Source organism: Paenibacillus wuxiensis, assembly GCF_040195695.1.
Lineage (GTDB): Bacteria > Bacillota > Bacilli > Paenibacillales > Paenibacillaceae > Paenibacillus_B > Paenibacillus_B suaedae.
Genome location: NZ_JBEFZI010000010.1, coordinates 169,981 through 185,562, shown reverse-complemented (window position 1 = coordinate 185,562; position 15,582 = coordinate 169,981). Strand labels below are relative to the sequence as shown.

Here is a 15,582-nt window from a genome sequence, read left to right as displayed (position 1 = left end):
ATTCAATTGGCTGCATATTTGATGATGATAGCGGATTCAGCCATCCCATTACCATAACTATGACGTCACAATGTATCGTATTCTTGTCGCTGCTTGTACGACTAGACACGAAATAAAGAATTAGTGCATATGCATGAACTGCTTGTGAAACATACTGACAGAAAAAAAGACAAGGAAGCAGATAAAGCATCTCTCCCTTGTCCCGTATAGACAATTGCAGTTATTTAATTCGTTCATACGCTTCGAAATGTTATTCTAGGAACCCTTTATGTTGTAATCTTTATGCTTCCTATTCGATTAATCTTCATCATCCTTGCGCGGCTTCGAACGTTTCCATCTAGTCAACAAGACGATAGCCACACCCGATCCGATCACGGCTAGCTTGAATGAGACCGATAATGGCCCGACTGCAATTGGCAGCAGCAGAGCGAAGGCTGCCAGCGCATGCGCAACGGTACTGGCATATAATGCCGCTTCATGACGTGCATGCACGGGAAGTGGGTAAACTTCCTGCCACACATCATGTCGATGGAAGGCAAACACAGCCCCCATCTGTGTGCCTGCAACGAATACAACTGCTGCATACAGCAGGAGACTCCACTCTGTAGCATTTGTCCAATATAAAAGCACAGCGCCAATGATGACCAGCCTCAATAAGATGCCCAGCAGCTCACTTCGCACCAACGTCTTCATTAACAAATAACGATAGGCAAATGGTTTCCGCAATGCAAATCGATTGCCTATGAAATTGAGCCACGGTCTCGCATATCGACGTTCGTCTGTTGCTGGCAGATCCACGAATCCACTCAAAAACAAATAAACTCGTCCCTCATGCGCTTTCTCCGCTTCGAAATGCGCCTCCCATGGAAAACGCAGCGTTCTCCCTGTAACCAACCAGCCTATGTACACCAACCCACTCACACCGATGACAAGAAGCGCAGCAGGCATATTGAGCCACAGCCAACAAGCCGTTGCTCCCCAAGCCCATAGATAACGCACGTAGCGGGCAGCAATTCGACGGCGATTGTCACTATAGTGACGCTCCTTCCAAGCGCCAAATGCAGCAACCGCCTTGAGCATCAACAATAGGATTAAAGTAAAGATGAAGTTCTTCGGGTTATCCTCTGCACGGCTGTATAACGGCCACAATACACACCACACAGCAATAAGGAGTACTGTTCGCGGCCATAGGCTATAGCGTACGCTTCTCTTCATATAGCCGGACATTCGATGCTCAATGCGCAGCAGAAAGGCAAGATCGGCCGGCCGCAGCAGCGTGCGATAGGTCGTATAGGCAACTGCGGGCGCTACCAGCAGCAGGGCAACCTCCTTAATCGGAAAAGCAGGCGGAATGTGCTCGATGAAGGAAGCATATAACGCCGTCCCTGCCACGAGCACGAATAGCATGAGTGCCCCGAGTCCGCTCTGTATGACGTAGCGCATATAAGGCATGACCTTACCCCAGAATTCACGCTTGCGGCTTGCCCATAGCTCCTCAGGATGTAGAAGCACCTCTGTCAGACTACTGACGGTGGATGCCTCCTTCATTCGGGTCTGTGTCATCGCTGTACACCATCCACAGAACCAGTGATGCGCTCATCGCTAACCCACGCATAGAACAGCTCCTCCAGCCGCTCTTCCGCCCGCTTGCCTGACTGGGTCTCGTATTGATCGTGCATTCCATGCACCGTGCCCGCTCCGAGAACTTTACCATGATGCAGAAGCACGAACGAATCACAGTAATGCTCAATCGTCGACAAAATGTGAGAGCTCACCAGCAATGATGCGCCCTCTGCCTGCACTTGCTTCATATATTGGAGCAGTGATCGAATACCGAGCGGATCAAGTCCAAGGAAAGGCTCATCAATAATATATAAAGGCGGCCGAACAGCAAACGCGCACATGAGCATCGTCTTCTGCCGCATCCCCTTCGATAAATGCTGTGCAGCTTTATCCAGGTGTGCGGTCATATGGAACATTTCCGCAAGCTCCCGTACCCTCTTCTCAAATACCCCTTGTTCGACGCCGTATGCAGTAGCCGTCCATACCAGATGCTCGCGCACCGTCAGCGCATCATATAGAATCGGCGACTCCGGTACATACGCAATAGCAGCACGATACGCTTCCGCATCCTCCGCCAGCGTCTTCCCATGTATGGCAACGCTTCCTGCTTGCGGCTCAAGCAGTCCTAATATATGCTTCATCGTCGTACTCTTCCCTGCGCCGTTCAATCCAATGAGGCCAACCATTTCGCCTGCATTCACTTGCAAGGAGATATCATGCAGCACAGGTCTGCCTGTACTGTAACCGCCAGTTAGTCTATCAATCTTCAATAAAGGCTTCATGCCTCTTCACCTCACTGTTCTCATTATATCGAACAACCTGACAGGAAGCGAATGGATATCCTCTAATCACGGCCTTACATTTCTGTAACAATAAGAGCGTTCTGTATGAACAATAAAAAGCCGTCTTTTCAGACGGCTTGTTCACACAAGAATCCTATTAATTTCATCAACCCGACTTTCCGTTTTCAGTAGAACTTGATTCTTTGCCCTTCTCTTTAGCCTTGCGCGCTTTTTCGTCTTCATGCGCTTTCGTTAACGCCGCCTGCCCCTTGGCTTCCAGTTCTGCAACAGCCTCATCCACGGATTTCTTTTTCTCAATTACGGATTCGAGGGCTTGCTGAACCATACCGTCATAGGTGCTATAAAAATCTCTAGGAACATGTCTGTTCCACCAGCCATAAGCCGAGAAGGATTTTGGCTTCAGCATATAGAGCGGATCCGAACTCTTGCCTGCAATATCCTTCTTATACTTCATTCGTGTCGGCAAGCTTCCCATCATGGAACGCGAGGCTGCCTTGGCCATTTCATTGCCGTTGACAAATTTGACGAACTCCCACGCTGCGCGCTTATTCGCTGAGTCCGCAGACACTGTATAAATTTCAGATAAATTCACATAAGCAGATTCGTCTGGAGACGAAGGGTCGATCGGACCTGTGACGAAGTTCCAGGCAAACTTCTTCGCCTTCTTGTCGTAGGTCGGACGATTATCAATCTCTTGCGCGAGCCAAGTACCACTCATCATCATTGCTGCCTTCCCTTGAACGAACAAGTTATTATTCATAAATTGCGCTTCTTCGCCCTTCGGCGGCATATATACAGCCTTGCTTCGCAGCGCATCCGTTGCCAGTGTAAAGGCCTGTTTCCAGCCATCAGCGTTAATCAGCAGCTTTTCACCCTTCGCATCAAATTGCTTCAAAGATGACGAGCTAACAATATCTTGAAACAGATTGCTCATGTTCCCATACTCCTGATAATACCCGTAGACCTGATCCTCACCGGAACCAATGCCACTGAATCGTCTGGCCAAATCCAAGACATCCTTCCAGCTCATCTTGTTGTTCGGCAATTCAATATGATGCTCCTTGAATAAGTCTTCATTGTAATACAAGACTCGCGTATAAAAGGAAGGAGCGAGGCCATACAACTTGCCGCCCCCCTTGCTTTTAATACGCTCGATAAGGCCTGGCATAAAATCTTCTAAATCGAACTTTTCTTGTGCAATGATATCATCTAGGCTGTACAGCTTCCCGTCTTCGGCAAAGGTCTCAAATATATCCTCGCTCAGAAGCATAACGTCTGGCTTATGTTTCTCTACCATTTTCTTAAGTGCTTCTTGATAGTCGTCGCTCGAATTGAGCTCCTCCATACCAACGACTTCAAATTCGATATCCGGGAATTTAATATTGAAGTAGTTTCCATACTGCCTATAGAATGATTCCTCACTATAATAAAGAACTTTAATCTTTCCCTTTCCTTCCTCTAGCGGCTCAAGCACCGGCTTGTCCCCAAGACAACCGCTTACGAGCAACATGGCTGCAAGCAGTAAAGCACTCAACTTCCAGAATTTCCATCTCACCAACACACGACCTCCCACCCTCTATTTTCCAATATGATTTAGTATATCTACCAAACCTCCAATATTCAAACAATTGCGTCACAAGATAAGGCGAATATCAGATTTCTATCAAAAAAGCCGCTGCATCCATGTGCAAAAAGACTATCCCTATTCCTGTATTATTTTTTTATCTTATCCAGTGCCTCCTGACCCTTCACCTGCAGTTCATCAAGCAGTTCATCAATAGATTTCCCGTTGGCAAGCACAGCCTGCAGTCCATCCCGCAATAACGGAGTGAGGGCGGAGTTGAGCTCCATGGGAACACGTTGATTGTCCCATATGAAGCGATGATGCGAATTCAGCTTCAATGCATACAAAGGCTCTGTACTTCTCCCGTTCCATTTCTTCATATACTGCATCCGAGTCGGCAGCTTAGAAGGCCTCATATCGGGAGCACTCTTCGTTAACTCCTTGCTATTCATGAATTTAATGAATTCCCATGCCGTACGTTTATTAACCGAATCAGCGGGGATTGCACATATCTCCTCCAGATGTGCATATGCGGATTCCTCTGGGTAATTCGGATTAATGGGAGCAGTGACCATTCCCCAATTCATCTTCTTCATATTGGTATTGATTTGACGCCTTTCCATTTCATTTGCTCCTGAGATCCCGGTAAGCAGCATCGCCGACTTATCCTGTAAAAATGCCTCTTCACTGGATATCTTAAGAGCTTGACTTGCCTGATCTGCAAATACAGCACCACTACGGATCATATCCACTGTCATCGTCATAACCTGCTTCCAACTATCGGAATGAATTTGCAGCTTGCTGCCTGTTGGGTCAGTTAGTTGCAAAGAGGATGCCTTAGCTATCTCCCCAAACAGCAAATGGGCATTCGTGAATCCAAATGACAACCCATACTGTCCAGTTCTGCCTTCCGATGCAGGTTGTCCAAAACGGGCAGCTAGTTGAAGCACTTCCGGCCAAGTCATCTTGTCCTTGGGAAGATCCACATGATTCGCTTTAAATAGATCCTCGTTGTAATAAAGAACAAAAGTACTAAAGAAAGGAGCTAGACCATAAAGCTTTCCTCCTCCTTTATCCCGAAGCGATTCAATTACACCAGGCATAAAGCCGCTTAAGTCGTACTGCTCTTGCTTCATAATTTCATCCAAGCTGTATAACTGCCCCGTGTGTAGAAAATTGTCAAACAGTTCTTCGTTCAAGAACAGCACATCAGGTTTGTTCTCCTTAATAAACTGCTCCATCTTCTGATCCGATCTGTCCATCACATTATTTTGTATCGTAAATAAATTCGTGGTGCTGACAACTTCTATTTCGATATCCGGGTAGAGGAATTGAAAATAATCGCCGTAATCATTGAAGAATTGATCTTCATCATCATATACAACTCGTAATTTTCCTTTACCGTCCTTAAGCGGTGCAAGAACAGGCTTTTCGCCATAGCACCCGCTCATAAGCAGTAAAATGACAACTAGCAACCCTATTGATATCCGTTTAATGTTGGCCCCCTCCATTCTGACTTGCTCGGGCCTGCATCAATAATTCGTTCCCCTTGATGTCCAATTCATTAATTCCTTGCTCCACGGTCACGTCTTTGCGAATCATGCGAGTTAGGACTTGATTTAACAACTTGTCAAAAGGTTCTGTAAAAGAGTCTGGCACATTCACAGGGTATGGCCGTGAATCACGTTCCTGACTCATACGCAGCTTATAGAACGTTTCAAGCTTGTTATAATCCTTAGTTTTCTTGGACAAACCGCGAGACAACATTTCGAAAGGGAAATTTCGCAACCCCCTCTCTACTTTTTCTGGGCCATTTGAGAACTTAATAAATTCCCATGCTTCCCGCTTATGTTCCGCCTCGATAGGAATTGCCATAATATTAGGGATCTGAATATAAGGGGTCTCTCCAGGCCGAAATGGATCGATTGGTGCTGTAACCACGCCCCAATCAAAGGCATGATTGTTGCCTCCTTGAATATTTCTCCTCTGTAAACTAAACACACTCATGTTCCAATCCAACTTCATTGCCGCACGTCCAGCTAGAAATAAATCCGACCGTTCTTCCTTGATCACTCCATTATTAGCAATTGAGAATTGGGGACGTATATCCCTGTTCTGAATCGCCTCAACGGTCTGGCTGAATACTCGTTTCCAAGACTCCGATTGGATCAACATTCGCTCCCCTTTGGAATCAACGAGTTTTAGGCCCAAGTTCGTAGAAATATCAAATATAGCAGCCTCAATATCCCACACATAGAGACCACTTACTTCATCATTTGAGGATCCCTCATTGCGGAACCGTGCGGCTAATTTCAACACGTCATCCCACGTCATTCCATCATGCGGCAGTTCCACACCGTATTGGTGAAATAAATCTGCATTATAAAATAACACTTTGCCCATAAAAGAGGGCGCTAAGCCATACAAGGCGCCCCCACTCTTCTTACGGATCCAATCGATGAGACCTGGAAGAAACGTATCCACATCGAACTGCTCTTGGCGTATTATCGGCTCCAAATTGTACAGCTTGCGCTCGACAGCTAGTCGTTCATAGGCATCAGGCGACAGAAAGACAACATCTGGTCTAACCCGACTGATGTTCGCTTCCAGAGCCACAATGCTGTCAAGATTCGATGAATATCGTTCATCAAACGGAATTAACTCTATATCAACATTGGAATATTGAATTCCAAATAATCCCCCATAGTAATTCCTAAAAGACATTCTATCCATATTGGTTAGAATTCTAAGTGTAACTTCCTTCTTCTTGTCCAAATCTTCCAGAAGCGGTTTTTCCGAACTGCATCCTGCCATCATCATCGCAAGTACTAACATAGACACTATGGCACGCGTTAATACTTTAGACATAGACATTACGTTCTTCCCCTTCACCTCTGCAGCATCCCTTCAAACGATCAGTACCTATTCTCACCACAAGAAGGAATGGAGAATAGGTACTGTAACGTCATATATCTATATCATTTGGACAGGTTAGCCACCTGATTTAGTGGATCCAGTGGATTCTGTAGAGCCTGTAGACTCTGTTTTCGTCGAAGACGAATCTCCTTTTTTCTCTTTCGCTAGACGCGCCTTCTCTGCCTCTTTCGCCTTTATCAATTCGGCTTGCCCCTTTGTTTCCAATTCAGCTACCGCTTCGTCTAACGACTTCTTATTGTCGACGATATCCTGCAACGCTTTCCGCAGCAATTGGTTATAAGGCTCGTAAAATTCCATAGGAATATTTTTGTTGTAGCGCTCAGCGGTAGACTTCGGTTTCAGCAAGTAGAACGGTTCCGTGCTTCTGCCGTCGATTTCCTTGAAATATTGATTGCGGGTCGGAATTTGTCCACTTAGCGCTCGGGAAGAAGCCTTCGCCATTTCTGTACCATTGACGAACTTAACGAATTCCCACGCCGCTCGCTTATTTGGAGAATCTGCGGATATCGCGTAAATTTCAGATAAAAACACATTGCCAGACTCATCAGGTGTTGCTGGATCTACCGGTGCCGTGACGATATCCCAATCGATTTGCTTCGCTTCCTTGTCATAACGATGTCGATCCTTAATTTGACGCGCAAACCACGTGCTCTCAATCATCATTGCCGCCTTGCCTCTCATGAACATATCATTACCGAACCGCATCATTTGTCCATTCTCACCATTATCTCGTGGTGGGACATAGACGGCCTTCGACCGTATCGCATCGGTAGCAAGGGTGATGGCCTTCTTCCAACCGTCCGAATTAATAAGCAGCTTCTCGCCCTTCTGGTCTACCAATTTCAAGCCAGAGGTAGAGGCAATGTTGTCCATCACACGATCAACATCTCCATAGTCTTGGTACAATCCAAAGATTTGATTGTCTCCTGAACCGATACCCGTAAAGCGCTTCGACAGATCGATGACCTCCTGCCAGCTCATCTTATTGCGCGGGGGCTCGATATTGTGCTCCTTGAACAAAGCGCGGTTGAAGTACAGTACATTCGTATAGAAAGATGGAGCAAGTCCATACAACGTACCGTTCCCTTTCGCACGAATCATATCAATAAGACCTGGCATATAGCCTTCCAAATCAAATTTCTCCTGTGCAATGATCTCCTCTATGTTGTACAACTTCCCGTCCTTCGCATAGGTTTCATACATGGTGTCATTCAAGAACAAGACGTCAGGCTTATGCTTATCAAGAAACTTTTTCATTTCTGCTTCATAATCAAACGGCTCATTATCCTTCCGATTTGCGTACATATCTTCTGAGTTCACAACCTCGAATTCAATATCCGGAAATTTCACATTAAAATAATTGCCATACTGTTGATAGAATGATTCCTCGTTATAGTAGAGAACCTTAATTTTGCCTTTTCCCTCATCAAGCTGCTCCAACACGGGCTTCTCTCCGAGACACCCGCTTAACATAGAAGTAATCGTTAGTAGAAATATGACGAGCTTCCATTTCGTCTTCACACACAACTCTCCTTCCTATTTTTCCAAATATCAACAATAAGTATATAGATCATTTTTCCATCATTCAACAATAGAATTGATTTTATGTGAAAGAAATCAATTTTCCCCGCTACTTCCATCCGATCTATAAGTGAATAAAAAAATCCACCATAGAAGGTTCTATGATGGATCTGTAATGAATCTTGATTCAGATTCTATTGTTTTTTATCTTTTGATTTGGCCTTTTGTTCTTCATTCGCTTTATTAAGCATTTGCTGCCCCTTCGTTTCCAATTCAGCTACAGCTTCATCCACCGTCTTCTTATTATCGACTACCGCTTGTAGCGACGTATTTACCAATGGCATGAAGCCCTCATGGAATTTCTCTGGAATTTTACTATTCCAAAAGCCTGATGAGGATGCACCCAATTTAGGTTTCAATAGGTAAAATGGCTCTGTGCTGCGGCCATCAATCTCCTTGAAATAGTCCTTACGTGTTGGAATACGGCCAGTCATGGAACGTGCAGAAGCCTTCGCCATTTCAGGCCCATTTATGAACTTGACGAATTCCCAGGCCGCACGCTTATTTGGGGAATCAGCTGCAACCCCATAAATATCAGATAAGCCCACATTACTTGATTCGTCAGGACTCGAAGGATCGATTGGTGCTGTTACGATGTCCCAATTGATTTCTTTTACCTTCTTATCATAACGAGGGCGATCCCTGAGTTGCTGTGCAAACCAAGTCCCCTCCGTTACCATCGCCGCCTTACCCTGGAAGAACGGATCATCCGACATACTTCTTTGCTCGGAAGATGGAATGCCAATCGATTTGTCGCGCACGGCATCTGTTGCCATCTTAATTGCCTTCTTCCATCCATCCGAATTAATAAGCAGCTTCTCGCCCTTCGTATCGAATAGATTCAATGCAGAGGATGAGACGATTTGATTCACGGCAGATCGTATGTCTCCATAGGGTTGATAATATCCATAGACTTGATTGTCTCCCGAACCGATAGAAGTAAATCGCTTGGACAAGTCGATAATCTCCTGCCAGCTCATCTTGTTGCTCGGCGGCTCTACATTATGCTCCTTAAATAGATCTCGATTATAGTACAGTACATTCGTATAGAAGGACGGCGCCAATCCATATAGAGTACCGTTCCCCTTGGAGCGGATCATATCAATTAGGCCTGGCATGTAGCCTTCCAAATCAAATTTTTCTTGGCTAATAATTTGATCAAGACCATACAGCTTTCCACTTTGCGCATACTTTTCGAACAGCTTATCGTTTAAGAGAAGCACATCCGGCTTATTTTTTTCTATGAACTTTTCCATTTCTTCATCATAATCAAATGGTTCGCCATCCTGATTGTTGGCATACAGTTCTTGATAGCTAACGACTTCAAATTCGATATCCGGGTATTTAATATTGAAATAATTTCCATACTCACTATAGAAAGATTCCTCGTTATAACTAACGACCTTAATCTTACCTTTCCCTTCTTCCAGCTGCTCTAGCACCGGTTTTTCCCCGAGACAGCCACTCATTAAAGCTACTACTGTAAGCAGCAGCACCCCTATTTTCCACTTTGACGCCAACTCATTCTCCCCTTCCTATTTGTCGCACAACAAACAAGATATATGCTCATTTGTACATACCCCTATCTAATTAGACGATATTACCAGCCATTTAGTTTCCTAGATTCAAGATTTTAGACATATTTTTCTCGCTCCCTGCCTAATAAATGGAGGTATAAACAGAATAATAAAGGGTATACGGTGGCAGTTTCTATTTTTGATCTTTTGATTTGTCCTTTTGCTCTTCATTCGCTTTATTCAATAATTGTTGGCCCTTCGCTTCCAGTTCAGCCACGGCCTCATCCACCGTTTTCTTATTATCAACTACCGCCTTTAGCGACTCATCAACCAATGGCATGAACCCCTCATTGAATTTCTCTGGAGCTTTAGTATCCCAAAATCCTGAAGAGTATGTACCCAATTTAGGCTTCAACAGGTAGAATGACTCGGTGCTGCGGCCATCAATCTCCTTAAAATAGTCCTTGCGTGTTGGGATAGTGCCATTCATTGAACGTGCAGAAGCCTTCGCCATTTCAGGTCCATTCACGAACTTGACGAATTCCCAAGCCGCACGCTTATTCGGGGAATCAGCAGCAACCCCATAAATTTCAGATAAGCTCACGTTGCTCGATTCATCAGGACTCGAAGGATCGATTGGCGCTGTTACGATGTCCCAATTGATTTCTTTTAGCTTCTTATCATAACGAGGGCGATCCCTGAGTTGCTGTGCAAACCAAGTCCCCTGCTTTACCATTGCTGCCTTACCTTGGAAGAACGGCTCATCCATCCCACCGTTTCTCTGCTCGGAAGATGGATTACCAATCGATTTGTCTCGCACAGCATCCGTTGCCATCTTAATTGCCTTCTTCCATCCATCTGAATTAATAAGCAGCTTCTCGCTCTTCGTATCGAACAGGTTCAATCCAGCGGATGAGACGATTTGACCCACGACAGACCGTAAACCTCCATGGGATTGATAAAATCCATAGACTTGGTTGTCTCCCGAACCGATCGAAGTAAATCGCTTGGACAAGTCGATAACTTCCTGCCAGCTCATCTTGTTGCGAGGTGGCTCAATATTATGCTCCTTAAATAAATCTCGATTATAGTACAGCACGTTCGTATAGAAGGACGGTGCCAATCCATATAGAGTACCATTCCCCTTGGAGCGAATCAGATCGATCAGGCCAGGCATATAGCCTTCAAGATCGAATTTTTCCTGGCTAATAATTTGATCAAGGCCGTACAGTTTGCCATTTTGCGCGTACTTCTCGAACTGTGTATCGCTTAAAAGAAGCACATCAGGCTTGTTTTTTTCTATAAACTTGTCCATCTCTTCTTCATAATCTAATGGTTCACCATCCTGATTATTGGCATCCAGTTCTTGATAGCTTACGACTTCAAATTCGATATCTGGATACTTAATATTAAAATAATTGCCGTACTCATTATAAAAATAATCCTCGTTATAACTAACGACCTTGATCTTGCCTTTACCCTCTTCGAGCTGCTCCAGCACCGGCTTTTCACCAAGACAACCACTCATTAAAGCCACTACCGTAAGCAGCAGCACCCCTATTTTCCACTTTGATGCCACTTTCTGCTCCCCTTCCTCTCTCACCGCACACATTATATTTATATATGTACATATATTAGGTATCTATTTAATTAGACGATGAAGCCTAGGGTATGGTTTCCTAGATTTGATAATATATCCATAATTCCCCCTAAACTCTGCCTAGTAGATGAAAGAAACCACCTGTAACACGGAAGTGAAAACTCACTTATCAATTGTCAAACAAAAAACCGCCGCAGATTCAACATCTACGGCGATCCCGTGGTAACCCTCAAGTCAATTCGATTATTGGCGCTTCTTCTCTTTCAACCATTTCGGTGCGCCTTTATCCTTGTCCTTGCCAGAACGCTTGTCCTTTGACGGCGGGCGATACCCAGCCGACGACTTGCTTGACGCATGATTGGCAGCTGGCTTCGTCTTCGGACGACGTGATGCATCATTCGGCTCGAAGATGCGACCGTTGTAGAATTCGCGCTCATGGATAACGATTCCGAGCTCACGTTCGAATTTACGCATAATGAACTGCTCACGATGAGAGATCAGGTTGACGGACACACCTTGACGTCCCATGCGACCTGTTCGCCCTGCACGATGAACATAATGTTCCGCATTCAATGCAGGCTGAGCACTGAAGATATACGGCAGATCCGGTATATCTAATCCACGTGCAGCTACATCTGTAGCTAACAGCAACTGGAACTGTCCCTCACGGAAGCGGCGCAGGACATTCACCCGCTCCTGCTTCGGCGCATCTCCGTATAACGAAGCAACTGACAAGTTCGCATAGCCCAGCTTCTGCTCCCATTCAGCAATCTCTGATGAGTCATTGATGAATACGATTGCCTGCTTGGGATTCCAATGACGAACGAGACGACGCAGCATATCAATCTTATCGCGCTCCTCGCATACAAATACAAGATGCTCAATCGTATCCGCTATCCGCTTCTCAGGTTCAATGCCAATGTTAACTGGATCTTGCATCCATCGTTCTGCAAGAGCCTTCACCTCAGCAGGCAAGGTAGCGGAGAAGAACAGGAGCTGACGATCACGCAGCGCGCTGCGCATAATCGAATCAGTATCGCTCGCACCGCCCTTCTGCAGTACATGATCGACCTCGTCCACGACGATGGTGCGCACCTCGTGCATCTTCAACTTGCGCATCTCAATCAACTCATGAATCCGGCCCGGAGTACCAATGACAAGCTGCGGGTGAAGCTTCAACTTCTCTACCTGGCGCTTCAATGCCGCACCGCCTATCAGCGACGCAATTTGAATGCTGCTGCCCTCACTGTAATATTCCGCTTCCCGAACAATTTGCATCGCAAGTTCTTGGGTAGGCGCTATAATCACGGCCTGTGTTGATCGTGCATCTTGCTGAATCCGGGTTAGGACAGGAAGCAAATACGCAATCGTCTTGCCCGTACCCGTCTGTGATTGTGCAAGGACGTCGCGTCCTTCCAATGCAGCAGGAATTGCCGCAGCCTGCACGGGTGATGGCTCCGTAATATGTCTGGCCTCCAGCCGAAGCTTCAGCTCTTCTCGTATTGCAAATGTGTCAAATGTTGTACTCAACTTGTATCGTTCCTCTCTATGGAAGGCGCTGATTCATGACAAATGAACATACCTTCCCATTGTTCGCTGTACCCATTATATCGAAAAGAAGTCTTCACTCCAACTTTCCAAATGATTGCTCGTTATGATAGCCTAAACATGCACATCCAAAAAAGTAAGGAGGTATCTGCAAATGACCAACAACCTATCCGCTTCATTCGATGCGCTTCTGGAGAAATATGCCGATCTGCTTACCGGACACACTGATGCTGCAACGGTAGAAAAAGTGAAAATGTGGGCGCTCTATAATCATATGCACAAAACAATGCCCAACTTAACCCGTCATTGGAACAATGCCAATCCAGAGGGCAAGGCAGCCGTTCGTGCACTGTTCGAGGAAATTAAGCAAATGAATGAGGCTCACCGTGCCAATGAAGGCGACGAGCAGTAAGACGAGTAGTATTTGAAGCATGCCAATCGTGCTCAGCACACAAAAAGTCCGCCTTCTCCTGATCCCAATCGAACAGGAGTGGGCGGACTTCGCCATGCCAACCATCGGATTCGCCAATGGTTGCCTATCCTAACAACATCCACATGTTTATTTCTTATTCAACATTTTAGCCGCAATCCGGTTCGATATTCTCGGAAACAACCCATACAGCCGCCCTCCGAGCGCACCAATCCACGGCAGATCCACTTCCTGCTTGCGAGTCTCCATCACCCGAACAATATGCCGCGCGACCTTCTCTGGCTCCATCATGAACCAACGAATATTATTTACATATTGTCCGCTTGGATCCGCCTGCTCGAAGAATGGTGTATTCACAGGTCCTGGATTCACTGCAGATACAGCAACACCTGTCCCTGCCAGCTCCATGCGCAGTGCATTCGTAAAGCCCAGCACCGCGTGCTTCGTTGCCGTATAGCCAGCAGACTTCGGAGACCCAACCTTGCCTGCCATAGAAGCTACATTGATGATATGCCCTTCTCCCCGGGCCAGCATATGAGGCAGAACCGCCTTCGTGCAGCGCACCGTTCCCATGTAATTCACATCCATCATCGCGGCGAACTGCGAGGATGGCATATCTACAGTCCGTTCAAACAAGCCGAAACCTGCATTATTCACCAAGATATCGATACGCCCATACTTCTCCATCACAGTGGAAATTCCGCGCGTCACATCCTCATCCTTCGTTACATCCATCGTATAGACAGCAGGTGAAGGCGTCATTGAGACAGCCGCGACTTCCAACTTCTCTATGGAGCGCGCCGTTAAGATCGGAACGGCTCCCTTCGCAGCAGCTGCTTGAGCTGTCCAAGCCCCAATTCCGCTCGAGGCTCCAGTGATAAGCACAATCTTGCCCTTCAGTTCCATTGATTTACTCCTTTACCCTCCAATCCGCACCATGTCTAACTTATGTACAAAGCAGGTGCAGTTGTTCAGAACTGCGTAGCCGCATTAGGATACAACGTCGACTCTATCACTTTAGCCGATATGCATAAGTACATCAAATCGACCGATTCCATCCAATAATAACGGTACAGCCAAGACCTCTTGAATAGGACCAGGATGATCAGCCGATATGAGCAGCTGGGGAGGTGTTATATCAACGCTGATTCCCTGATTGTACATCAGTGACGTTGCGTTGCCACTAATCATGTTGCCTAGCTCTGAAATGGCGCTCTCACCGATAGCATCAAGGGATGCAAGAGGAGATCCCCCCATCATAGCCGATGCCATTTTCAACGCCACGTCTTCGTTCAAGCCAAATGCCACCTGTCCGGACAACTGCCCCGTCAGTCCGACCTGGATGCGAAAATCATGCGTACCGCTCCAACTTAACATTTGAAGCTCTCCCCGACTGGGACGGACTTGCACAATTTGTTCAATAACTGTGCTTGCCGATTGCAAAAAAGGTTGAATCCATTCGGCTCTCATCTCAGCTATCTTTTCCCCTTTCCGACATTAATGGAGTATATTCGACATATTCCGAACGTCCTATACTTCCACTTTTCTATGCCTATTATACTGAAAACGGTTCAGCCAAGCACTATATGATTTATCATTTTCACAAGAAAAACATATCCAGATTAAGTTTTTGAGTATAAAGAACTACTTCTTTGGGTTTAATTCGACATCTTTCTCCTTTTTTTCTTCTTTGCATTGTCTGCTGCAGGAAACAGCTCTTTTCTATTAGTAGGTAGTCTGCCTTCTCTTCGGATTATTTGATCCTTAATCAATGGATAATATGATCTTTCCAAACTGCCCCGGTTACCAACTACGACGATACAGCCATAAGGTGCGATTATTTTTAGATCAGTCTCCAAATTCACATTCGCCAAAAATTCGATGATTACATCGGATCCTCTCTCGTGTGTCAAAGACATAATTTTATCCATAAAAGCTTCTGTGATGTGATCGAGTACAGTAAGGCCCCTGAAGCTTGAATTATCAACAAATGAACGTAAATGCATACCAGATCCATTGACCGGAACAGACATTGAAAA

Annotated in this window: 13 protein-coding genes; 1 reads left to right on the top strand and 12 read right to left on the bottom strand. The window is 45.7% G+C overall.

What is annotated here, in order from left to right; translation table 11 throughout:
* Window positions 1–297: 297 nt before the first annotated feature.
* From ABN764_RS23140 to ABN764_RS23100, 9 genes are all read right to left on the bottom strand, one after another.
* Window positions 298–1,563 carry an ABC transporter permease gene (locus ABN764_RS23140; RefSeq protein WP_446673229.1) on the bottom strand — a complete coding sequence of 422 codons (1,266 nt, stop codon included), beginning with the start codon at window positions 1,561–1,563 and terminating at the stop codon, window positions 298–300.
* Window positions 1,560–2,345 carry an ABC transporter ATP-binding protein gene (locus tag ABN764_RS23135; RefSeq protein ID WP_446673228.1) on the bottom strand — a complete coding sequence of 262 codons (786 nt, stop codon included), beginning with the start codon at window positions 2,343–2,345 and terminating at the stop codon, window positions 1,560–1,562. The genes ABN764_RS23140 and ABN764_RS23135 overlap by 4 nt, the downstream gene beginning before the upstream one ends.
* 166 nt (window positions 2,346–2,511) lie before the next feature.
* A complete protein-coding gene (locus ABN764_RS23130; protein ID WP_446673275.1) occupies window positions 2,512–3,921 on the bottom strand; it encodes an ABC transporter substrate-binding protein in 1,410 nt (469 codons plus the stop codon).
* A 158-nt stretch (window positions 3,922–4,079) separates the two neighbouring features.
* On the bottom strand, window positions 4,080–5,405 hold the full coding sequence (locus ABN764_RS23125) for an ABC transporter substrate-binding protein (protein WP_446673227.1): 1,326 nt from the start codon (window positions 5,403–5,405) through the stop codon (window positions 4,080–4,082).
* 16 nt (window positions 5,406–5,421) lie between these two features.
* Window positions 5,422–6,804, bottom strand: coding sequence for an ABC transporter substrate-binding protein (locus tag ABN764_RS23120; RefSeq protein WP_446673226.1), 1,383 nt, complete (start codon window positions 6,802–6,804; stop codon window positions 5,422–5,424).
* Window positions 6,805–6,921: 117 nt separating this feature from the next.
* Window positions 6,922–8,388, bottom strand: a complete 1,467-nt coding sequence (locus tag ABN764_RS23115) for an ABC transporter substrate-binding protein (RefSeq protein ID WP_446673225.1) — start codon at window positions 8,386–8,388, stop codon at window positions 6,922–6,924.
* Window positions 8,389–8,582: 194 nt separating this feature from the next.
* Window positions 8,583–9,968 (bottom strand): ABC transporter substrate-binding protein, encoded by a 1,386-nt coding sequence (locus tag ABN764_RS23110; protein WP_174810473.1) that lies wholly within the window; start codon window positions 9,966–9,968, stop codon window positions 8,583–8,585.
* A gap of 190 nt (window positions 9,969–10,158) precedes the next feature.
* A complete protein-coding gene (locus tag ABN764_RS23105; RefSeq protein ID WP_446673224.1) occupies window positions 10,159–11,544 on the bottom strand; it encodes an ABC transporter substrate-binding protein in 1,386 nt (461 codons plus the stop codon).
* 264 nt (window positions 11,545–11,808) lie between these two features.
* Window positions 11,809–13,095, bottom strand: a complete 1,287-nt coding sequence (locus tag ABN764_RS23100) for a DEAD/DEAH box helicase (RefSeq protein WP_446673223.1) — start codon at window positions 13,093–13,095, stop codon at window positions 11,809–11,811.
* A gap of 172 nt (window positions 13,096–13,267) precedes the next feature.
* On the opposite strand from ABN764_RS23100, the gene ABN764_RS23095 reads away from it, so the two are divergent.
* Window positions 13,268–13,525 carry a DUF2573 family protein gene (locus ABN764_RS23095; protein WP_174809916.1) on the top strand — a complete coding sequence of 86 codons (258 nt, stop codon included), beginning with the start codon at window positions 13,268–13,270 and terminating at the stop codon, window positions 13,523–13,525.
* 147 nt (window positions 13,526–13,672) lie between these two features.
* Here the strand turns inward: ABN764_RS23095 and ABN764_RS23090 are convergent, their stop codons facing one another.
* From ABN764_RS23090 to ABN764_RS23080, 3 genes are all read right to left on the bottom strand, one after another.
* Window positions 13,673–14,449, bottom strand: a complete 777-nt coding sequence (locus tag ABN764_RS23090) for an SDR family NAD(P)-dependent oxidoreductase (RefSeq protein WP_065291526.1) — start codon at window positions 14,447–14,449, stop codon at window positions 13,673–13,675.
* Window positions 14,450–14,560: 111 nt separating this feature from the next.
* On the bottom strand, window positions 14,561–15,013 hold the full coding sequence (locus tag ABN764_RS23085) for a chemotaxis protein CheX (RefSeq protein ID WP_021252682.1): 453 nt from the start codon (window positions 15,011–15,013) through the stop codon (window positions 14,561–14,563).
* Between the two features lie 188 nt (window positions 15,014–15,201).
* Window positions 15,202–15,576, bottom strand: a complete 375-nt coding sequence (locus ABN764_RS23080; RefSeq protein ID WP_446673222.1) for a hypothetical protein — start codon at window positions 15,574–15,576, stop codon at window positions 15,202–15,204.
* Window positions 15,577–15,582: the final 6 nt, after the last annotated feature.

Bases quoted from the DNA above. Each gene is read 5' to 3' on its own strand.
- ABN764_RS23080 (WP_446673222.1), bottom strand. From the start codon at position 15,576: ATGTCTGTTCCGGTCAATGGATCTGGTATGCATTTACGTTCATTTGTT.
- ABN764_RS23090 (WP_065291526.1), bottom strand. From the start codon at position 14,449: ATGGAACTGAAGGGCAAGATTGTGCTTATCACTGGAGCCTCGAGCGGA.
- ABN764_RS23140 (WP_446673229.1), bottom strand. From the start codon at position 1,563: ATGACACAGACCCGAATGAAGGAGGCATCCACCGTCAGTAGTCTGACA.
- ABN764_RS23120 (WP_446673226.1), bottom strand. From the start codon at position 6,804: ATGTCTATGTCTAAAGTATTAACGCGTGCCATAGTGTCTATGTTAGTA.
- ABN764_RS23095 (WP_174809916.1), top strand. From the start codon at position 13,268: ATGACCAACAACCTATCCGCTTCATTCGATGCGCTTCTGGAGAAATAT.
- ABN764_RS23135 (WP_446673228.1), bottom strand. From the start codon at position 2,345: ATGAAGCCTTTATTGAAGATTGATAGACTAACTGGCGGTTACAGTACA.
- ABN764_RS23085 (WP_021252682.1), bottom strand. From the start codon at position 15,013: ATGAGAGCCGAATGGATTCAACCTTTTTTGCAATCGGCAAGCACAGTT.